We start from the raw sequence: 20,241 nt of genomic DNA on the forward strand, positions 1-20,241 counted from the left end.
CCCCGGCCAGCCGACCATTGGCACCGTTCGCCACCCGCTTATCCACACCTGTGCAAGCCGCGCCGACCACCAGCACTCCGCCAGCCCTTCCCCGCCGACCCGCCTGGCCCCCGCCCCTTCCGGAGAACCGCCCGTGACACACGCCCCGCACAACTCCGACCACACTCCCGACGAGCCGCTGCCGCTGACGAAGTCCCCTACTCTGATGGGGCGTTTGCGGCAGGCGTTCGGAGGGGCTGCCCCTGGCGGAGCCAGTAGTACCCCGAGTCCGACTCAAGGGCGGACTTCGGGGATCTCCGCCCCGGGGATGGCGGAGACGGTCCAGCGCCAGGGGGCGCTGGACCAGAGGGTCGCAGCCGAGGGCGGCTCCGACCTGGACACACTCCATGCCGTCCAGCGAGCCGTCCTGCGCCCCGCAGACAGCGCAGCCATCGCCACCGGCGAGCCTGCCGTGCAGAACGCGCAGCCCACGATCCGCCGCTTCACCGGCACCAAGCGCAACGACCGTGTCGGCCCACTGCGCTTCACCAGCGACCAGCGAGCCCGTCTCCAGGAGGCCGCTGCCGAGCACGGCTACAAGGGCGACTCCGGCTTCGCCGCCGACATCGTCCTCGCCTTCATCACCGGCCGGTTCACCGCCAACCTGCCCCTGTCCGAGGACCGCCGCCGCACCCACCACTTCCGTGTTCAGGTTCTGCGTCAGCTCAACCGGATCGGCGTCAACGTCAACCAGATCGCCCGCGCCCTCAACAGCAACCACACCCCACCCGACATACGCCAGCGCCTTACCGAACTCCACCACCTGCTGGAGCTGATCGCCGAGGCCCTCCGCCAGCCCGCCGACCCAGAGGAGGTCTGACAGCGTGATCGCCGCCATCAAGCCCGCCGGGACCAACACCCGTGGCCTGCTCGCCTACCTCTACGGCCGCGGAACCCACGACGAGCACTTCGACCCGCACATCGTGGCCGGCTTCGCGATGCTCGGCATGCCCGACCCCGGCCGCGACGAGAACGCCACCCTCACCGAGCTCGCCCGCTACCTCGACGAGCCGGTCTCCTTGCGCAACAGCGAGTTCGGCAAGCCGGTCACCGACCACGTCTGGCACTGCCCCGTCCGCGCCGCACCCGAGGACCGCTACCTCTCCGACACCGAGTGGGCCGAGATCGCCCAGAGCATCGTCCAGGCCGCCGGCATCGCCCCGGCCGGGGACGACCTGGCCTGCCGCTGGATCGCCGTACGCCACGCCGACGACCACATCCACATCCTCGCCACCACCGTCCGCGAAGACGGACGCCGCCCCAAACTCCACGACAGCGGCATCCGCGTCGGCGACGCCTGCCGAGAGATCGAGAAGGACTACGGGCTGCGCCGCCTGAAGAAGGGCGACCGCACCAGCGCCCGCCGCCCCACCCAGGCCGAGATGCACAAGGCCGAACGCCTCGGCTGGGAACAGCCCAGCCCCGCCTGGCTCCAGGACCGCATCCGCGCCGCCATCCCCCACGTGACAGGCGCCGAGGAATTCATCGCCTACCTCGAAGCCAGCGGCATCGAGGTCCAGGTCCGCCGCGGCCCATCAGGAGACCTCCTCGGCTACGCCGTCGGCCGCCCCGGCGACGTCAACGAGGCCGGCGAGCAGATCTACCACCCCGGAAGCAAGATCTCCCCCAACCTCTCCCTGCCCAAAATCAAGGCCCGCCTCGAATCCAGCCGCCCCGAAGAACACCCCACCGCCCGCCGCAACCACCCCAGCACCCCCTGGCACCAAGCCACCGATGCCCTCGACACCCTCCACACCGGCCTCGCCGACCTCGCCGACCTCGCCGACGACACCCACGCCCAGGCCCACATCACCGCCCTCGGAGAACTGCTCGAAGCCACCGCCCAGAAGGCCCCCGCCCATCTGCGCGCCGAACTCCAAGCCGCCTCCAAGGCGTTCGCCAGGGCCCAGCGGTCCCAGATCCGGGCCGAAGACCGAGCCGCCCACGCCCTGCGCACCGCGGCACGCGACATCGTCCACACCGCCACCGGCCCCGACGGCAGCGCCCTGGCCGCCCTGGTCGCAGCCCTGGTCTGGGCCGCCATCGTCGCCGGGCGCTGGCACGAAGCGAAGAACCACGCCCACCAGGCCGACGCCGCCCGACAGGCCGTCCAGCACCTCCAGACAGCCGCAGACCGCGCCCTCGCCCCGACGCTCGCCGAACTCACAGCCCGCCCGCCCAGGAAGGAAGCACGCCTCGTTCTGGCCAGCGACGTACGAGCAGCCGTCCCCGACCACGCCGAGCGAATCCTCGCCGACCCTGCCTGGCCCGCGCTCGCCACCGTCCTCGCCGACGCCGAAGCCCGCGGCCACCAACCCCACCAACTCCTCAAGGAAGCCGCCGCCCAACGCGAGCTGACCACCGCCCGCCAACCCGCCCGCGTCCTCATCACCCGCATCCAACACACCGGCCGAAACCCAGCACCCAACCGCCGGGCCGAAGCCGCCCGCCTGCAGACGACCACGGCAGGCTCGATCCCCACTCAGCAGACCGGAAACAGTCGGCCCCCCTCGGCGGCTCCATCGCCTACCGAACAGCAGCACCGACAGCGCCGATAGACACCGTCAGAACCGCAGGGGGTTGCGTTCCTCCGGGATCGGAGGAACGCACGACGCTTTCCCGGATCACGCTATCGCTGGCACGCAGAGCCGCCGTCAGTTCTCCTCGCAGCTCGTCCGGGAGGATCCCAGCACCGAGGGCGCAGGCGCGCACCAGCGCGCGACAGTCCTGCACTTGCCGGTCCGTGGCGATCTCGGTGAACAGAGGGTGAGTCAAGTTCTCGCGGGCAGCGTAGCCGTCCTGGGCGTCCGTCGTCCTGCGGTGGAGGTCCTCGACGATGCGGCGCGCGGCGAGCGCCCCGGCGGAACCGATCGCGTCGAGGACTGTAAGGCCGAGCCGGGTGTCGAAGACGGTCATCCCGGGTTCGGTCTTCCGTCCAAGGTAGGCCGTCACCAGGTCTGCCAGGTGGCCGTCAATCGGCTGCCCGGCGTCTCGGCGGCATAGAACGGTCAGGCATGCCGTGACGGCTTGCTCCCACGCATCGCCGGGCATCGTGTCGGCAAGGAGGACAGCTGCCCACGCGGTATCACCCGCAGCGAGGGCGGCGAGTACGGCGACCTGTCGACCGTCGAGCATCCGCTTTCCGATGCCATGGTGGGCTTCGATGTGCGCCAGCGCCTCGGCCCATCGCCCCTCGGTGGTGAGCGTGCGCGAGCCGTCGGCGAGCAGGACGCGCCACAGCCACGCGCGAACCTCCTGGCGGTCTTCACCGGTCGCAGTGAGGTCCGCGGGTACGTTGACGCCCTCGAACCGGGCGGCTGTGCCCGCCTCGACGGCCCTCATCGGCGTGGCCGGCGCGGATCTGGAGGCGAGCGAGATTGACGACCGGTTCCAGTCCTCGGATCGCGCTCATGCCGGGGAGGGGGCAGGCGTGGAGGTAGGCGGCGGCGTGCTGGTGGCACATCTCGCGCGCGAGATCGGGAAGGCCGAGGTCGGAGGCGATGAGCGCCGCCTGGTTGTAGACGGCCGATGCACGCCCCTGATCGGTCGCTTCCACCGCAGTGTCAGCCAGATCGACGAGCGCCCTTACGCGTTCAGGCAGGGGCAGGCAGGCGGGGCGGAATCGGGCGACGAGCGGGAGGCGCTGGGCTGTGGGGCCGTGCGGGTCCATGGATCCCCCGGGGTCGAGAGTGAGGACTGCTGAAGCGACGGTGCCCGCCAGCCGTGTGCCGACGGGCGCCGTCTGCTACGCGTGGGGCGTCATCGCCAGCCGACGACGATGCGGTTCAGCGGCGTGTCGAGGGCGAAGAGACCCGGGCGCTGCTCGATCTGGGGGACGTCGAGGTGCTGGATCTCGAACATGGCCTCACGGCCTCGGTACTCCCTGTTCCAGATACGGATAGCGTCGGCGACCTTGGCGGCCAGCTCGTCGCTGCCGGGGCCGTGGCCGATGACGCCGAACTCCCAGAGCCTGTCGCCCTCGGGGGTCTTCTCCTTCGACACGCGCCGGGCGAGGTAGGTGACAGCACCCTTGTCGACAACCGCAGTCGACGAGGGGTAGGGGTCCTCCGTGAGTAGCGTGCCCTTGGCGCTCTGGGGGAACAGCATCCGGATCAGACCAGAAGGGAGGGAGCAGGTGACGAACAGTTCCATCCACTCGGGCGACTCCATGGCGCGAACCGTCATGCCGGTCCACTCCTCAGTGCGCGGCTGGTCGACTACGCCCGCGAGGGCATCGGCGTCGATGCTGAGTCCGGCGGGGGCCTGAAGTCGTACGGCGCCGTCGGTGCTGAGCGGGATCACTCGGCGGTCGTCGTCGGCGATGCCCCGCCGAAGCGGCATGAAGGTGTTCATCTCGCTGCCGAGGGAGACCCACCGGCCGTCACGCTGCTCGTAGGCGATGGAGCGGGACACCGTGCCCTTGAGGCGCTGGGGGACGAGGAGTCGGCCGCCGGGGGCGAGCTGCTGCAGCCAGGCGTGCGGCACGCCGTGCGCGCCCACAGTGGCGATGATCCGGTCGTACGGCGCTCCTTCGGCGTAGCCAAGTGCCCCGTCGCGGGTCACGGCCTTGACGCTGGTGATCCCGGCGGCGGCGAGGTGAGCGCGGGCACCCTCCACGAGGTCGTCGTCGACGTCGAGGGTGGTCACGTGTCCGCCCTCGCCGACCAGGTGGGCGAGGAGACCGGCGTTGTAACCGGTGCCGGCGCCGAGTTCGAGGATGCGCTCGCCGGGCTGGGCGTCGAGTTGGTCCAGCATGAGGGCGACGACGCCCGGCTGGGACGCGCAGGAGATCGATGTGCCGTCGGTGTCGTACTTGATGTGCACCGGTGCGTTGGCGTAGGCGTCTTCGAGGGACGCGTCGGGCACGAACACGTGGCGGGGGACGGTCCGCAACGCGGTCTCGACGGCGGGCGTGCGGGCGTGTCCGTCCGCGCGGAGCTGGTTGACCAGGGCGTTGCGGAGGCGCTCGGCGTCCGCCGTGGGGGTGGTGATCGTGTCGGTGTTCACCGCGCTGACGCTATCGGTGTCGGTCGTTGCCTCGGTGGGCGACTCAGTGTGGTCACTCGTTCCCATGACTACCTCTCGTGCGATGTGGGAAAGGGCGCTTTGGTCGTCCCGGAGGAGACCGGCGCGGTTGGCGTGGAAGATCACGTGGTGGGCGATGATGGCTCGCAGGCCACGGGTGAGGGCGCCGCGGGATGCGAGGTCGGCGAGCGTGGCGCCGGCCCGTTCGAAGGCGGTCACCCATTCCTCGTGAGCGTGGAGTGGGCCACCCGGGCGGCAGAGGCTGTGGGCGTCGGCGGTCATGAGCTTGCGCATGGCCGGAGCCAGTTCGGCGGCTCGTTCGGGCTGTTGTGGGGCGATTGCTGGTCGAAGGGCCGCGACCTTCGCCCATACGTCGCCCTGTTCGAACCAGTCGAGTCCAGCACCGCGCATCATGACGCTCGCCAGCAGGACGGCTGTCTCCCGGCGTCCCAGGTGCATCGGGCTCGGCCGGTAGGTGAGCAGGTGGCGGGAATCGCTGTGGAACAGTTCGTGGGCTGCGTCCATGGCCTCCGGGCCTCCGAACGTGTCGGTCTCGGGCTCGTAGACGCAGGGCAGGCACGACACGGCCACGCCGTCGCCGATGAGATCGCTCAGGAGCGACTCAATGGCGGGTGAGGGCTTGTCGGCGAGGTAACGCAGCGGCCAGGGCTGCTTGTTCATGAACCACCAGTCGGTGAGCTGCCCGTCGGCCGCGGCCTCGATCAGGGTGGGGCCGAGGCGTTCGGCGATGGTGCGCTGGGAAATCTCGCGGTCGACGAAGGTGATGTTGTGCTGCTGCCAGCGGTCGGGAGGCATTGAGGTCCTTCGGTTGAGGGATCAAGCGATGAGGAGGCATGCGTCCCAGGCGGACTGGGGTGGGGCGGCGGTGCTGGGTGCGAGGAGGGCCAGGGCTATGCCGGCGGCGCCGTCGAGTAGGCCGGGGCCGCCTTTCTCGTCCTGGATGAGCGTCGTGGCCATGAGTTCGGGGTCGGTGCCCGGTGGGATGACCGCAGTCAGGAGGGCCGGGATCGCGGCGTGGAGTTTCTCTGCGGTCGAGGGGTGGGCGTCTTCGGCCGTGCGTGCGGCAGCGTGGGCGATGCCGGAGAAGCCGTGGCAGAAGCCTTTGTCCGTCGTGGCCTTCAGCTGCTCGGGATCGGTGAGGGCGGCCACGAGTGCGTTCTCCGCGTCGATCTGGCGGCGGGTGTCGCCGAGGGCCAGCGCGGCAAGTTGCTGGGCGCGGGCGAGACTGGCGGTGCCGTAGCACCAGGATGGCCGCCGGGGCGCGGACGGGGCGAGACGCCCGCTTCGCAGCTCTGTCTGAGTGACCCAATACGGCCAGACCGGTCCGCCGCCGGTTTCCTCCTTCCAGCGGTCCAGCCAGGCCAGGATGATGCGCAGTGCTGCATGGTGCCCATCGGTGACGGAGCTGTTTCGAGCGGCAAGGGCCAAGAGCGCGAGCACGCCGCCGATGCCGTGGGCTATACCGGTGTTGGCGTGACCGCCGGGGAATCGGTCGTCCGGGCTGCCCGAGGGCCCGGTCTCCGCCCACCAGCCCGGCAGGCTCTCGCCGTGGTGGGTGATCGGTTCGGTGAGGCGCACACAGTAGTCGAGAACGGCGCGCGTCGTGGAGCTGCCGGGGCTTCGGCGCAGTAGGTAGGCGCCGTATCCGGTGAGGCCCCGGATGGCGTCGAACTCGGCGAGCTGCGGCAGGCGTCCGGCGTCGATGCGGCGGTGTGCCGCGTCGAGACGGCGTCCGACGTCGACTGCGATCTGGGCGTCCATCGCGTCGAGGGCGCGCTGGTAGGAGCCGGGCAGGTGGTCGGCGGCACAGGACAGGGCGTGGGCGAAGGCAGGCACTCCGTAGAAGGGGTGACTGTCTGGGCCGCTGGTGAGCGGCTGCCGGGAGGCGGCGGCGAGCCAGTCGTGGGCGCGGTGCCACGGGCCGAGGTCGTTCGCGGCCGACTCGATGTGCAGGAGCGCGATGCCGGGCGGGCCGTAAGCGAGATGCTGCCGGTCCCAGGACAGCGTCCTGGAGCCGAGGGGCAAGGTGTCGGGGCCGGCGAGTTGGGCGGCGATGGCGTCGACCAGGCCGAGCGCGGGGTGCGCGTTCACGCGGCACTCCCCTTGGTGCGGGCGGTCCAGGCCAGGGCGGCGGCGCGCGCCAGGAAGAGGCACACCTCTTCCTCCGGGAAATTCACGGCGACGTGGCGCACGAAGTGGACATGCAGCAGGGAGCTCAGGACGTCGTCGAGGGCGATGCCCTGGGTGTCCGGGCCGGGCAGGTGCGGCCGGTACGCGGCAAGCGCCGTATCCCGGTCAGTCCATCCGGACACGATGGCGTCTCCGCCCGGGACACTGCGCAAGGCCGACCAGTCGTCGCTCGGGTCGGCGAGCCGTACGGCGTCGGTGAACTGCGGGCGTGGAACGGGCACGGGTGCGGTCGGCGTGACATGGTCGATCAGCCACTGCATTCCAGCCTCGGTGGTGCCGAGGAACGCGGAGGCGATGGCGACCGTGTGGGCCGCCACCAGCGTGCGCTGGCCCGGACGGTGTGGCTGGGCAAGTTGGGCCAGGACGGCGCGCGAGTCCGCCCGGAATACCTCCTCGGCCGCCTCCCATGCGGTGCCGGAGCCCCAGCGGCCCATCTCACGGTAGGAGGTGGGATAGCGCAGATCGGCCAGCAGGCCGATGCTTCGTAGCTCGTCGGCCCAGGCGCTCACCGTTCGGGCCGTGTCGGCGAAGGCTTCCGGGTCGGGGAGGTCGATGCGTACGCGGAGGTGCTGGTCCGGGTCACGGAAGCGGATGAACCACCACGGCGGGTTGCCGAGCTGTTCGAGTAGGCCGGGCAAGTGCCGGGAGAGCAAGACGTCTTGGCGGCGGGGATCGCCGTACAGGGCGGCCAGAAGAACCGAGGCAGCGGCAGGCGTCTGCCTCTGGGCCGCAGACAGGGCACGGGCCCGGCTGGGGGCCGGCAGTGGCGGCCATGCCGACGGCCCGGTTGCTTTGAGGGGCACTACGACCTCGTGGGCTCGCCCACCGCACCAGCCGTACGCCTCCGGTTCCGGGGCCTCGACGAGCACGGCCAGGCGCGAATGGTCGAGGTGCCGACGCAGGAGTGCACGGTGGCCGGCCTCGCCGAGGTCGAAGAAGAGGCGCCGGTCGTCCTCTACGAGGTAGACGCGGCGCGGCAGCCTCCGGCGGGCACGCCAGTCGCTGAGCGCGGCGTCCCACTCGGCCTGAGGGCGGGCATGGCCGGGCAGTTCGGACGCTTCCAGCCGCCAGCGTGCCGGGGCCAGCACGGTCCGGCCGTACCGCAGACGTGGAAGGAACGGCATGGCCGCTGCGGCGCCCCAGTCGAAGACGGTGACCTGCGCGCACTGGGCGCGGGACAGTTCGGTGAGGAACCGCACCAGCGGCGGGGTGTGGGTGCGCAGGTTCAGCGCGTGCATCCCGACGGCCTCGACGCGGTGTCCGCGCTCGGGGGCGGCGAGGTACATGCGGCGGCCGTCGCACCCCACAGCCAAGTCCTCCGGGGTGAGGACGGTGTCCTGCGGGACGCGGTGCTCCTGGAAGCTGATCACGGTGGGTAAGACCTGTGGGGAGCGGGTGATGTGGGTGCTCTCGGGGAGCAGGGGCGGGAAAGAGAGCTGCGCGGGCACGGTGTTGCCGTCTGCGGCCGGGAGGTCGGAAAGCTCCGCGACCAGGGCCTCCCGGTCGGTGGGGGTTAGCACGCTGAGGAATCGGCCCGTGGAGACGCCGGCACCACGGGACACGCTCGCGACCTCCAGCCGGAAGTGCCCGCGCTGCACCTCCTCCAGGCTGGCCGCGTGCACCCGTACGCCGATCTCCAAGTGCGGCGGCAGCCGGAGCTCGTCGGGACCCACGTCCAGGGCCTCGATCTGTTCGTCCGTGAGGATCACTTCGTCACGGCCGTCGAGCGCGGCGGCCTGAGCCAGCCGTACGAGCGCGTCATCGCGAGCGGAGACGCGGGGCCTGCGTGCGCTGGCCGGAGCGCCTGGGTAGCCGTCGGGATAGCCGGTGCCGCTGTCCGCCACGGTCTCCGCGAGCGGCACCATCGTGCCGATGCCGTACCGCTCGTAGAACCGCTGGTGGTACTCGTTCCAGGCGGCGGTCCCGTACGGGCGAATACTCACGCGGGTCAGGATGAGAGCGGCGCGCTCGATCTCTCGGGCGACCGCTTCCGGCAGAACGATCTGCGCGTCCAGGCGGAGATCGAGCGCGACGGGGTGGCGACGCAGGCCAGGGACGAGGTCTCGCATCCGCGCCGCGACGCTGTCCCGGCCGCCGTGCGTGGCACACTCCTCCAGGCCTGCCCGGACCGCGTGGAGTTCGCGTACGGTCTCCGCGACCGGAGCGAGGCTTCCAGCGTCGATCCCGTCGAGTTGGCCCACCAGATACCCGAGGGCGTCGGTCTCGGTGCTCGGAGCATGCAGGCCCGTGATCAGCACCCGCCGCCGGATCAACTCCGCCAGCAGCTGACGCGCCCTCTCAGGACCGGCCGCGGGGAACTCTGCCTGGAGCTTGTCCACCAGGGTGCTGAACCGGATCGGCAGTCGGGTCGCGGCAATGGTCGCGCGCACCGGTTCGGTCAGGGTCAAGGACGCCTCGACCGCGCGAGTCCGGTCGTCCTGGACGTCGGGCTGGAACGGCACGATGAGCCGGTCTCCCCGGTACGTCACGGTGTTGTTGACGACGACGGGCAGTCGTTCGAGGAGGTCCGGACACAACTCCAACCGCTCGACCACAGCAGCCAGCCACTCTGCCCCCGCGCGGCCGACGGCCACGTGCTCCTCACCCCAGTCAGCCCGCGCGTGCGGGCCGAACTCCGCGGTGGCCACGCCGGCGAACAGGCCGAAGGGCGTCGCCCGGTGCTGGGCCCGCAGCAGGTAGCGGGCGACGGACAGCGCCGCGCGCTGCACATCACGGAGGGCAGGATGCTCGTCCGTACACAGGGCCCGTACCTGCGCGGCCAGGACCGGGCTGGAGTGCTGGAGTGCCTCGGCGACATCCTTATCCGCCCACACCGCGCGTAGCCACGCCACACGGGCAGACGAACCACTGGGCGAGCGGTCATCGAGGTCAGGATATGGAGGAAACGGCAGCGAGGGCCGGGCCACGGCGCGCACGAGAGCGGTGGAACCAGCGCGGAACGCTACGGGCGGAGCAACCACCGAGTACCTCCGTAGGTGAGGGGGCGGGCGTCTGGTGCCGCCGCGGCGAGACGCGGCGGCACCAGACCGGAGTGATAGGAACCGGGTCAGGCGACGTTGGTGGTGCAGGCGCCGCAGGTGGACCCGCAGTTGTCGTCGGTCAGGTTGACCAGGCCCGCCGGATCGGCGATCTCGACGAGGGAGACGTCCAGGTCGAAGCCGTCCGATGCGGCAGGGGTCTGCGGGCGTACTTCGGTGCGGCTGGGAACTACGGTGTTGCGCGTCATGCGTGGACTCCTCGTAATCGTTGTGGTGTTTCTGGGCGGGAGCGCCCACCAAGTGCCGTCACGGGAGCGTTGCCACACGGCTGCTCCCCGGACGGCTCCTGGCCGCCCGGCACGAGGGGAGGTGCTCCGCGTAGGAAGTCCCTCGCGGGCCGCCTGCCTCCTGCCGGGAAGTCGTGTGTCGGACGTCTGATCAAGCGGACGCCGGCCGCCGCTCCATGAAGTAGGCGAACGCCTGGGCCTTGAGGCGATCGAGGCACGGCTCGCACGCGTAGAAGGGTGCGTGCTGCCCGTCCCATTGCACCGGGCCGAGCCAGATCACCAGGACGCCGGTACGCCCGCAGCCGAGCCAGCAATCACCTGTGATCCACGGCCACTCCATGGAAGGGCATCCCCTTTCTCAGCTGGTCGGGATAGTCGATCTGGCCGCCTGGCAGTTGGGCGCGCAGGCCAGAGCTGGAACGGCAGGCCCCGGTGGCGTATCTCGCCCAGCCGTCGACCGCTCGCTCCCAGTGGCCGGGCGCAGAGGGCGCAGTCCATGGCCATCTGCTGGCGGGGCCGGAGTCGGGCCAGATCCGGAAGGGGCGAGGGTGCCGTGGCCAGGGTGCTCACTTGCCGCCCTCGATACGGAGTTCCGCCCAGACCTCTTTGCCCCAAAGGCGTCTGTCCGAGCCGTGCAGGTCGTAGCCCCAGCGGTCGGCGACAGCGTCGACAAGGAGCAGCCCGCGGCCCGATTCGTCCTCGTCAGCCGCCTGGCTGAGTATGGGAAGACGCGATGGTTCCCGGTCCACGACCCCGACACGCAGTCGAGTCGCGCTCGGCCGCCCAACCGTGAGGCGAATCTCGGGACACGAAGTGTGCCTGGAGGCGTTCGCGATGAGCTCCGTGATGATCAGCGCGGCACGGTCGGCGAGGCCGTCGAGGTGCCACACGCCGAGGACGTCTCGGACGAGTTCGCGGCCGAGCTCGGCCGTGGACGGCTCGCACGGGAAGGTCTGGCTGTACTTGGGGTGGCCGACGGAGTGGGCCTCAACTGGGGTTCTCAGACTCGTCATTGGGGTGGAGCCTTCGTGTCGTCTCGGCGCCCGGCCTGCCCTGCGGGTGAACCTCAGAGGCGAGCCGGGCCGTCAACAGCCGCCCGCACGGTGGGGCGCGGCGGGCGACCAGTACCCAGACAACTCCCTTTCTCAGCAGGTTGGTTAGGACGTTCAGGTCCTCAGCCGACGGACCGACCTAGGGCGTTTTGACCTATCCTTTACCTGGCGAGTGAGGATCGTGCGGGCTACCGTGCCCGCATGGACACCACCCGCAACACCGTTCTTGAGGCGTGGATGACCGAACACGGCTACAGCTCCAACAGCCTCGCCGATGCCGTGAACAGGGCAATTGAACGGTTGACCGGACGCCCTGGTGGACTCGACGGCTCGTCGGTCCGGGCCTGGAAGGCGGGCCGGGTTACGTGGCCAAAGTCAGCCGCCCGCAAGGCACTTGAGGACGTCACCGGACTACCCGCCATCGCCTTAGGGTTCGTGCCACGGAGCCGGCCTTCGTCCACCCCGGCCCCACCGCAGCAGGAGGACCCCGACATGAAGCGCCGCACCCTCGTCGGCAGCATCGCGGCGGCTGCCGCAGCAGCAGCCGCACCCGGCACGGCATCGCCGCGCCGTATCGGCATGAGCGACGTCAACCGCCTCAACAAGCGCTTCGCCGAGATCATCGCCAGCGACCACCGCCACGGCGGACAACTCGGCATCGAACAACGGGCCGCCGCCCTCGCCGACGAGGCGCTCAACCTCCAGAACTCAGGCAGCGCCACCCAGCGCGTACGAAGCAACCTCTACGCCTCAGCAGCCGCCTTCCGCTCCTCCGCAATGTGGGCCGCCATCGACGGCCGACGCTACGACGTCGCCAAGGCGCACATGCGCGAGGCCCAGGCCCTCGCCGAGATGTCCGGCGACCAGGCGATCAAGTTCCGCATCTGGAGCCACGCGGGCACCATGTACCGCCACATGGGCCGACCGGCGGACGCGTTCGCCGCCAACGACGTCGCCCGCAACCTGCACCTCACCCGCCGAGACCCCCTGTTCGCCTCCCTCGGCCTGGCACGCCAGGGCGCCATCCACGGCGCGGCACAGGACCGCACCGGCACCCGCCGCGCGTTCGAGCAAGCGCAAGACGCCATGCTGCGCGCCGACCCCGCCGACTACCGGCCGGTGTGGATGCTCGCCTTCTACGACCAGGCCGAACTGGACTCCCTGATCCTCTCCGCACACTTGGCGCTCGGCAACTACTCGACCGCCGAGTACCACGCCCACCGCTGCCTGTCCGCCCTCCGGCCCCACATGATCCGCTCCCGCGCCATCACCACCACCCGGCTCGCCCACGCCCAGCTCGCCCAGGGCGCCCCCGAAGCCGCCACGGCCACTGCGATGAAGGTCCCCGCTGAGGCCGCCACCCAGCACGCCCGGGTCACGCGCATGCTCCAGGAGTTCGGAGCCGCACTGCGCGCCACCGCGCCAGACAGCTCCACCGCACAGACCTGGACCGAACACACCGCCACCTGGAGGATGGCCGGATGACCACGGCGCCCGCCATCGAACTGCGCACGTTCACCACCCTCGACACCGCCCGCGGTGATCTCCTCGACGTGTATGCCGACGTTCGCGCCCCGCTCCTCCATCTACCGAACTACGCGGTCACCGCGTTCGGCGAACGCCTGGACCGACACGGCACCGAGCCGGGGTTCACGGCCGTCCTCGCGTACGCGGACGGGCACCCAGTCGGCTACGCCTACGGCAACACCATCGAACACGGCGACCGCTACTGGCAGCGCACCAGCCCGACGCCGGCGGAGAAGTACACCGAGCGCCCGGCCGTGGCCCTGAAAGAGATCGGCGTCCGACCGACCTGGCGGAAGACCGGCACCGCCCGACGCATCCATGACGCCCTCCTCGCCACCCGCGACGAGCCGTACGTCACGCTCATGGTCAACCCGGCCGCCGGTGAGGGAAAGGTCCACGCCCTCTACAAGTCGTGGGGATACGAGGACATCGGGCAGAGCCAACCGTCACCAGCCTCGCCTGTACTCACCGTGATGATCCGCACCTGTCGCTGACCGGCACCCGCGACAGCGCGCTGGTACCGGCGACACGGCCTGGATGCGACCGCCCCGGGAGCATGCGGCTGCTGTCCACGCTGATCACCGGGTCACCGGCGCCCCTGTGGTCTCGGGCCTGCTCATTGAGGTAGCGGAACTGGGCGTTCCTGTCGGAGTGCTGAGCACGCTCGATGGTCTTGGCGTTGGCCTTCAGACTGAAGCCTTCCTCCCGCAGCAGCCGGCCACTGTCAGCGGCCAGTTAGATTTCCCCACTCGCGGCCACTTCAGCTCCCCACCGTGGCCACTTCGATTCCCCACTGGCGGCCACTTCATGCACGCAGCGTGAGGTCATCCTCGGCGGCGCTCGCCCCACCACGGCAGGATCGGAGGCAGGTCGCTGAGCCCGCGGGCTGGGCGCTTCGGCATCGGCGACTCCCCGTCGTCTCCGTCCCAGCGGCGTGCGTACTGGTCCGGGAGGGTGCCCCAGCCCCAGTAGGGAACCGGGCGGTCGGGTGCCTCGCCGAGTTCGTCGAGGGGATCGATACGCCTCTCCGCCACCGTGCACGGATGGGCCCAGTCGTCGCCCATGTCGAAGACATAGGCGAACTGCTCGCCGGCCTGCAGCCTGCTCAGCTTGGTGGCTTGGCCGTCCACGGTGCCGTCCGGGGCCTCGTCGTCCCACCACTCCAGGGGGCTGACCCGGGCGCCGTCGGACAACGTGAACAGGTGCAGGTGAGCCAGGTCCCAGCGGCCGAAGGCGAGATCGATGGCCGTAGCGAACTGAGCGAAGGAGTGCGAGCGCGCGGCGGCGAAGACGCGGCCGGGGCGGGGCCACAGGTCCGCACCGTGCCCGGAGACCAACTCCACCCGGATGGACAGCCAGGTACGTGCCACGATCACAACCCCTTCATGCGCCAGGTCTCCGAGCCAGCACCGAGGCTACTGAATGTGACTGTCAGTTGGGGAATCGAACTGGCCGTACGTGGGGAATTTCTACTGGCCGCCGACAGGCCACCGTGTCGGCGGAGAACCGGTGGCCCTGCCGGGTCAGCCGCTGCCAGCTTCCGGGTCGACTTCGTCGTCCACCGCAGCGGCGGCATCGGGGCGCCCCGCTCGTCGGGCTCGACCAGCGCAAGCAGCGCCGGCCGCAGCCCCGGATCAAGGTCCACGGCCTACTTCCGGCCCCCACCAAGACGACGGACCCGCCCCAACAGAGCCTGCCCAGACTCCAGTTCAGCCGCTCCGCGCGAGACCGTGCCGTCCCGGACCCCTGCCGCGGCAGCGACGCGCCTGCCCCCTCCATGCCCCAGCGACAGCGCTTCCGCCCCTATGACCAGCCGACGCTGACGCTCGTTCAGATGCGGCAACAACACCTGGAACTTTGCAGCCAGGACGGCCTCGATCCCCTCCGGTCTCGCCATACCAGAACATCGAGTCACACAGCTGAAAGCCACGACTTGATTCCCGGCAGCCCTAGGGTGCGTTTTGAAAGTGCTGGTCACAGCCACTCGTTGATGGCTGCGACCAGCACGGTCGCCTCGTAGCGAACTGCCAACTTGTCGTATCTCGTGGCGACAGCGCGGTGCCGCTTGAGGCGATTGATTCCGCACTCGACCGCGTGGCGCTCCTTGTAGTCGGCCTTGTCGAACTTAGGTGGCCGGCCGCCGTGGGAGCCGCGGTTCTTGCGGTTGGCGATCTGGTCGCGCTTCTCCGGGATCGTGCAGCGGATACCGCGCTTGCGCAGGTAGGCACGGTTCGCGCGGGAGCCGTACGCCTTGTCGGCACGCACCTTGTCCGGCCGGGTGCGCGGGCGGCCCGACCCGAGCCGGGGCACCCGGATGCGGCCCAAGACCACCTGGAACTGCGGGGAATCACCGCGCTGTCCTGCCGTGATGACCAGCGACATCGGTTTCTGGGCCTGCTCGACCGCCAGGTGGAGCTTGGTTGTCAGCCCGCCCCGGGAGCGTCCGAGCCCGTGGTCGTCGGGCTCGATGAACACACCGCCTGGCGGCTCGATCTGCAGATCCCCTTTTTGCGGGCGCCGGCCGCATGCTGGTGGGCGCGGGCGATGGTCGAGTCCACCGAGACGTCCCAGGTGATCAGTCCCTCGGCGTCGGCCTGGGCCTGCAGCTGTTCGAAGATGCGGTGCCAGGTGCCGTCCCGCTGCCAGCGGCGGAACAGGCCGTAGACCGTCTCCCACGGGCCATAGCGCTCGGGCACGTCCCGCCAGGAAGCACCGGCGCGGGTGCGCCACCGTATGCCGTCTATCAGTTGCCGCTTGGTGTGCACCGGTGGCCGTCCAGGCTTCTTGCCGACCGGGAGCAGGGGCTCCAGCTTCGCCCACTGTGTATTCGTCAGATCATGCCGCCCCACGAAGTGGGATCTTGACACATCAAGATCCACATATGAAACGCACCCTAAGACGGTCCCGGCCGAGATACAGCTGACTTCGTCCACCTGCTGCTATCTGACACTGTTGCCAGCCGCAGGGTTCAGGATCGGCGACGCCCCCGCGCGGCACAAGGGCAACGATCCTGCCCCTGTCTCTGACGCCAACGCGAGCACGAACTCCCCATGACGAAACAGCGGCGGCGCATACTGGAAGCCGTTCTCGGTGCGGGTGATCACGATACTGCCCGCGCAGCAGCGACTCGTGGAGCGGCCACGGGCCATGGCCTTGGAGAGGTGCCCCTCGGATGGCGGCGGCGACCCCGCCTCGTGGCAGTGGACCGACAGCTGCGTGCAGGCGATGTGCGCGTCGGGTGCCGCCGCTCGTACGCCCTCAATGATTTCCGGTCGCGGATTGGCTGTTCGGCCACTCGTCCCCATCGAGAAGATCACCATGCGCGGCTCGACTGCGGACGTGAGCGAGCGGGCGAACTCCACCGGATTCATAGCTCCGGGGAGGCCGCCATGATGCGGAAAGACGAGAACATCCGCGCGAAGTTGCTGACTCCGGCGATCCAGGATGTCCCGCAAGCCGACGCCGTCGATGTCACTGGCGAGAAGCACGGCCGCCGCGCCGTCGAGATGGATCCGGATGACGGCGGACATGGTATTGCTCGTCACCGTGCCGAACCGGGCATCGCGCGTGCGCGGACCCGAGAGCGCCATCAGCGATCGAGGGTGACACACTTCGAGCTCCGCCCGGCCCACCCGGATGGGAAGGCCCGTATCCGTAGATACTGGAAGAATGCCCGTGATGCGCTCGTCGTCCGCCACGAGCTGCAGGGTTTCCTGGAGGTGCCGCCACGCCCGCGTGTCCTTGGACGCGTCAGTGTTGACTCGGACACGGCCGAGCGACCACCGCGGGTCCAGGAGGAGCCTGCTCATTCCCGCGATGTGATCGTTGTCGACGTGCGACACGATGACTTCCTCAAGGCCCGTGCAGCCGAGTCTTTCGAGTTCGGCGTGTGTGGTGTCGTCCGCGGCGTCGACAACCGCGCACCGTTGCCCGTCGCGGACGATGGCGGAATTGCCGTGACCGACATCCAGGATCGTAACTGCGAGGTCGTCCTCGGAAGGTGCGCTCTGACGGGGGAGAAATGGAACGGTCACAGGGCGCGGACATCCTCGGACAGTTGAGGGGCCAGGGAGATGTGCGCGAAGCAGAGGTCCTCAGCCCGAGGGGCGTAGCAGTTGACCTCGGCCCGCAACCAGGTGCCAGGCAGCAGGGCGTCGGCAGGAATCCCAGCGTCCTCCTCGAAGCGCAGCAGCGGCAGTTGCGCCACCTTCGTCAGGCTCCAGCCACTGACCAGCACTTCGGCGTACGGTGCTTCGCCTGCCGGGTGCACGGCGAGGACCTCGATCGGGGTGCGGAACCGGCTCCGCTCTCGTGACCACTTGCCCGCCGCCTCTTCGAGAGCGTATCGGACGGCGCCGAGGACTTCTTCGTCGTCGGCCTGCTTGGGGACGACTGCGGGGATGTCGGCCCGCCATCGGTGGATGGATGATGCCTCGTGGGTGCCTACGTGCGAACTCATGACGATGGCCGGGAGCTTGTGAGGGCGGCTGTTGGCCCGGGCGGCGAGCTCCGCTCCCGTGAATGCGACCGTCCAACTGCTACGCAGCTGGTGGTCGCAGACGAGTACGTCCAGAGGAGGTAACGTCGACAGATACTCCTCCGCCGTGGCGCGGGGACGCGGCCGGGGCATAATCAGAGCCTGCATGTCGAAGTCTTCGAAGAGTCGGCCGAGGGCTTCTGCGTCGGCCTTTACATCGTCCACGATGCCGACCCTGTGGACATCCTCAAGCTGCAGAGCCATCGTCACTCCTCCCCTTCGTCGTTCGTGTTACCGGCAGCGGGAGCCGACGTCGTCGAGGCAGGCAACTCGACCAGTAGCCGGGCTCCCCCTAGGGGGCCGTTTCTGATCGCCTGCTGGCGTCCCGACATGTCGCCTACCGTGTCACGGACGATGGTCAGACCCAAGCCTGTCCCACCGTCTCGGGTGGTGAATCCGGGAACCCAAATCTCTTCCGTCGAGGCGTCCTGGATCCCTGGGCCCGAGTCATCCACGGTTAGGCGAATCCACGGAGCGTCCTTATCTACGAAGGAGCGGGTCGCCAGGTGGATCCTGCGCTCCAGGCCGCCGTCCGTACGCGTCAGCGCGTGCACGGAGTTGACGAGAAGATTGGAGACGATGGATTCGACCGCAGCCTCGTAGGTTCGTACGCGAAGGTTCCGGCCATCGAGATCATGGGTGACGTGAATGCAGCGGTCACTGAGGAAATTATGGAACAGACGCAATGTGGCCAGGCACACTTCGTCGATGTCCACGTATGTCAGATCGCGCTTCTTGCGGACAAGAAGTTCCAGAGGAAGTTTGGCGAAGATCTGCAAGGTACGAGCCCCATCCATGATGGCACTCAGAGACGGTTTATAGCGGTCATCGACAGTTGCCGGATCGATGTCCCGACGCACCCTCCGGTCGACCGTACGCGCTTCCTGGAGGATGCGATCAGCGGGCTGCTGCGCTTCGTGGGCGAACACGGAGGTACTCGTTCCCACAGTGGCGAGGGCCCGGTAGAGGAGCAACTCGGATTGGAGATCCTTGATCTCTCGCAGACGCTGGTCCGCAAGGAGCTGCGAGGTGGTCAAGATACGTTGGACCGACGCACGGTCAAAGTTGCCATCCAGGCGGCCCTGATTATCTGCGAGCTGCTCCTCAAGGGCCTTCTTAGCTTCGGTGAAGTCGGCCTCGGCATCGGCCGTCTGCGCCTTCGCGCGCTTGCGTTGTTCTTGCCGTTCGGCTTCGCGAATCTGACGACGGCGCTGTGATGCCCATTCAATTGCTGACCGGGCGAACTCACGTAGTTCACCGAAGGCGGCGTTCTGCACGAAACCACTACGGTCCGTCTTCGGCTGGAGGCGATCTTCCGGGTCATTGACGACCAGCGCCCCTACGGAGTTATTTGTATAGGGGCGGAATTCGGAGAGCACAGCGCGACGGACGTTGATGCTCAGCCAGTCGTCGTCAGGGTCACCATAGGGCTGAACTCGCAACCCATGATGATACAGGTGTACACCGCCGACGTCGGCAAGCCAGCTCTTAATCTCCGGTGTTGGCTGAACCGAGTCACGCAGAGCGACCGAATGCCTCGGGTTGAGATTGAACATCCACAGGTCGAACTTGGCCGCAGGGGCACTGGTGAAAAGGCGCTCGCCGCCGGTTGCGGTCGTTGGGCGTCGGCCTCCGGCGACCGCGGACCGAAGGTCTCTCGCCGTTGCGGTGCCAATCAGATTTCCCTGATGGTCCCTGAGCTCCGCCGACTGGCTGCCATCCGCACCGAGCCGTCCCGACAAATGGAACTCGGCCCACTGCAGGTGTTCATCCGTCACGGTCGAGGTGAGGTCCTCATACCCGAACGCCGTGTGATTCCAGAGAATCTTGAAGGTCGACTCGGTCTGAAAGGGGCCCGTGAGCAGCGTGAGCGAGCGCGTAAGCCGCTCGACATCGGCGATGCTCAACCCCTGCCGGAGATCGTGTATCTCGATACGAGTTCCCACACGGGCGTAAGGCGGGACGTCGCGGAGTTCGAGCGCTACGTCCTCCACCGCGTGAGCGGAGTCGAGTTCGTCCCAGTCGATACCCAGGGTGTACTGCACACCTGGAGTCGCCGCGGACCGTGTCGTGACCTTCACACGCCGACCCAGGCGAAGCGCTGCCAGACGCCCAAGCCCCTTCTCGCCGACCCGCCTTCGACCGCTGCGGGTGAACGGTGACGACGGTTTCCTGGAACTGCCGATGAGCAGGAAGTCGGAGGTGAGTTCGGCATCGGTCATGCCGTGCCCGTTGTCCGAAACGATGATCGAGCCGCCAGTGCGCGCGGAGTCGACCAACTCGATGCTGCACTCGGTGGCGTCTGCGTCGTACGCGTTGCGTACCAACTCCATGATTCCCATGTCCGGATGCGGAACGAGCTCTTCACCGAGACGCGTGAGGATCTTGGGCGCGAAGCGCAGATGATGCCTGGCCAACCGGCGCCGCCTCTCGTGAGCAGTGGGATCTTCCAGCATGCTAGCTACATAGAGACCGTGCAAGGGAAGTCTTCTGGGATTACCTGTAGTTCGCAAACCCCGATCGTGCATGAGGGTCCGTCAGCTTGCTGACGGACCCTTTGTGGC

The 20,241-nt window shown here is 68.9% G+C and carries 16 protein-coding genes and 3 pseudogenes; 5 read left to right on the top strand and 14 right to left on the bottom strand.

Annotation, left to right across the window (positions count from 1 at the left end):
- Window positions 1–307 precede the first annotated feature (307 nt).
- Both mobC and STRIP9103_RS39845 read left to right on the top strand, forming a co-directional pair.
- Window positions 308–859, top strand: a complete 552-nt coding sequence (gene mobC / locus STRIP9103_RS39840; RefSeq protein WP_048821864.1) for a plasmid mobilization relaxosome protein MobC — start codon at window positions 308–310, stop codon at window positions 857–859.
- Window positions 860–863: 4 nt separating this feature from the next.
- The gene (locus tag STRIP9103_RS39845) at window positions 864–2,597 is read left to right on the top strand and encodes a relaxase/mobilization nuclease domain-containing protein (RefSeq protein WP_009337828.1); all 1,734 of its coding nucleotides are present in this window, start codon (window positions 864–866) and stop codon (window positions 2,595–2,597) included.
- On the opposite strand, the pseudogene STRIP9103_RS39850 reads toward STRIP9103_RS39845, so the two are convergent.
- Window positions 2,566–3,502 (bottom strand): annotated as a pseudogene (locus STRIP9103_RS39850) (hypothetical protein). The gene STRIP9103_RS39845 and the pseudogene STRIP9103_RS39850 sit on opposite strands and share 32 nt — an antisense overlap.
- On the opposite strand from STRIP9103_RS39850, the gene STRIP9103_RS52480 reads away from it, so the two are divergent.
- Window positions 3,386–3,742 carry a hypothetical protein gene (locus tag STRIP9103_RS52480; RefSeq protein ID WP_234022418.1) on the top strand — a complete coding sequence of 119 codons (357 nt, stop codon included), beginning with the start codon at window positions 3,386–3,388 and terminating at the stop codon, window positions 3,740–3,742. The pseudogene STRIP9103_RS39850 and the gene STRIP9103_RS52480 sit on opposite strands and share 117 nt — an antisense overlap.
- Window positions 3,743–3,798: 56 nt before the next feature.
- Here STRIP9103_RS52480 and fxlM read toward each other — a convergent pair whose 3' ends face one another.
- The 6 genes from fxlM to STRIP9103_RS39880 all read right to left on the bottom strand — a co-directional run bounded on the left by fxlM (window position 3,799) and on the right by STRIP9103_RS39880 (window position 11,574).
- Window positions 3,799–5,880 carry a methyltransferase, FxLD system gene (gene fxlM / locus STRIP9103_RS39855; RefSeq protein WP_009337843.1) on the bottom strand — a complete coding sequence of 694 codons (2,082 nt, stop codon included), beginning with the start codon at window positions 5,878–5,880 and terminating at the stop codon, window positions 3,799–3,801.
- Window positions 5,881–5,901: 21 nt separating this feature from the next.
- Entirely contained in the window at window positions 5,902–7,176 is a 1,275-nt protein-coding gene (locus tag STRIP9103_RS39860) for a lanthionine synthetase C family protein (RefSeq protein WP_009337798.1), read from the bottom strand.
- Window positions 7,173–10,127: a lantibiotic dehydratase gene (locus STRIP9103_RS39865; protein ID WP_048821865.1), complete on the bottom strand. Its 2,955-nt coding sequence runs from the start codon at window positions 10,125–10,127 to the stop codon at window positions 7,173–7,175. The genes STRIP9103_RS39860 and STRIP9103_RS39865 overlap by 4 nt, the downstream gene beginning before the upstream one ends.
- A 215-nt stretch (window positions 10,128–10,342) precedes the next feature.
- The gene (locus STRIP9103_RS39870) at window positions 10,343–10,522 is read right to left on the bottom strand and encodes an FxLD family lanthipeptide (RefSeq protein ID WP_009337871.1); all 180 of its coding nucleotides are present in this window, start codon (window positions 10,520–10,522) and stop codon (window positions 10,343–10,345) included.
- 190 nt (window positions 10,523–10,712) lie between these two features.
- Window positions 10,713–10,901 carry a hypothetical protein gene (locus tag STRIP9103_RS39875; protein ID WP_009337811.1) on the bottom strand — a complete coding sequence of 63 codons (189 nt, stop codon included), beginning with the start codon at window positions 10,899–10,901 and terminating at the stop codon, window positions 10,713–10,715.
- A gap of 226 nt (window positions 10,902–11,127) precedes the next feature.
- Complete coding sequence (locus STRIP9103_RS39880; protein ID WP_009337800.1) at window positions 11,128–11,574, bottom strand: ATP-binding protein; 447 nt, start codon at window positions 11,572–11,574, stop codon at window positions 11,128–11,130.
- Window positions 11,575–11,814: 240 nt separating this feature from the next.
- Between STRIP9103_RS39880 and STRIP9103_RS39885 the strand changes: the two genes are divergently transcribed.
- Both STRIP9103_RS39885 and STRIP9103_RS39890 read left to right on the top strand, forming a co-directional pair.
- The gene (locus STRIP9103_RS39885) at window positions 11,815–13,098 is read left to right on the top strand and encodes a hypothetical protein (RefSeq protein ID WP_009337831.1); all 1,284 of its coding nucleotides are present in this window, start codon (window positions 11,815–11,817) and stop codon (window positions 13,096–13,098) included.
- Window positions 13,095–13,634, top strand: a complete 540-nt coding sequence (locus tag STRIP9103_RS39890; RefSeq protein WP_009337821.1) for a GNAT family N-acetyltransferase — start codon at window positions 13,095–13,097, stop codon at window positions 13,632–13,634. The genes STRIP9103_RS39885 and STRIP9103_RS39890 overlap by 4 nt, the downstream gene beginning before the upstream one ends.
- Before the next feature lie 64 nt (window positions 13,635–13,698).
- Here STRIP9103_RS39890 and STRIP9103_RS52485 read toward each other — a convergent pair.
- The 7 genes and pseudogenes from STRIP9103_RS52485 to STRIP9103_RS39920 form a co-directional block, all read right to left on the bottom strand.
- Window positions 13,699–13,860, bottom strand: a pseudogene (locus tag STRIP9103_RS52485) (ISAzo13-like element transposase-related protein); the annotation flags it as partial.
- Window positions 13,861–13,964: 104 nt separating this feature from the next.
- Complete coding sequence (locus tag STRIP9103_RS39895) at window positions 13,965–14,510, bottom strand: IS1096 element passenger TnpR family protein (protein ID WP_048821871.1); 546 nt, start codon at window positions 14,508–14,510, stop codon at window positions 13,965–13,967.
- 118 nt (window positions 14,511–14,628) lie between these two features.
- Window positions 14,629–15,037: pseudogene (locus STRIP9103_RS47795) on the bottom strand (ISAzo13-like element transposase-related protein); the annotation flags it as partial.
- A 77-nt stretch (window positions 15,038–15,114) separates the two neighbouring features.
- A protein-coding gene (locus STRIP9103_RS47800) for an IS5 family transposase (RefSeq protein WP_411572367.1) occupies window positions 15,115–15,989 on the bottom strand; the annotation gives its coding sequence in 2 pieces (ribosomal slippage) (window positions 15,115–15,597 and window positions 15,600–15,989; 873 coding nt in all).
- A gap of 90 nt (window positions 15,990–16,079) precedes the next feature.
- Window positions 16,080–17,174, bottom strand: coding sequence for a ComEC/Rec2 family competence protein (locus STRIP9103_RS39910; RefSeq protein WP_009337861.1), 1,095 nt, complete (start codon window positions 17,172–17,174; stop codon window positions 16,080–16,082).
- Window positions 17,171–17,881 (bottom strand): DNA-binding transcriptional response regulator, encoded by a 711-nt coding sequence (locus STRIP9103_RS39915; RefSeq protein ID WP_009337873.1) that lies wholly within the window; start codon window positions 17,879–17,881, stop codon window positions 17,171–17,173. The genes STRIP9103_RS39910 and STRIP9103_RS39915 overlap by 4 nt, the downstream gene beginning before the upstream one ends.
- A 2-nt stretch (window positions 17,882–17,883) precedes the next feature.
- The gene (locus STRIP9103_RS39920; RefSeq protein ID WP_009337865.1) at window positions 17,884–20,133 is read right to left on the bottom strand and encodes a sensor histidine kinase; all 2,250 of its coding nucleotides are present in this window, start codon (window positions 20,131–20,133) and stop codon (window positions 17,884–17,886) included.
- Between the last annotated feature and the right edge of the window lie 108 nt (window positions 20,134–20,241).

It is taken from the genome of Streptomyces ipomoeae 91-03, from assembly GCF_000317595.1.
GTDB lineage: Bacteria > Actinomycetota > Actinomycetes > Streptomycetales > Streptomycetaceae > Streptomyces > Streptomyces ipomoeae.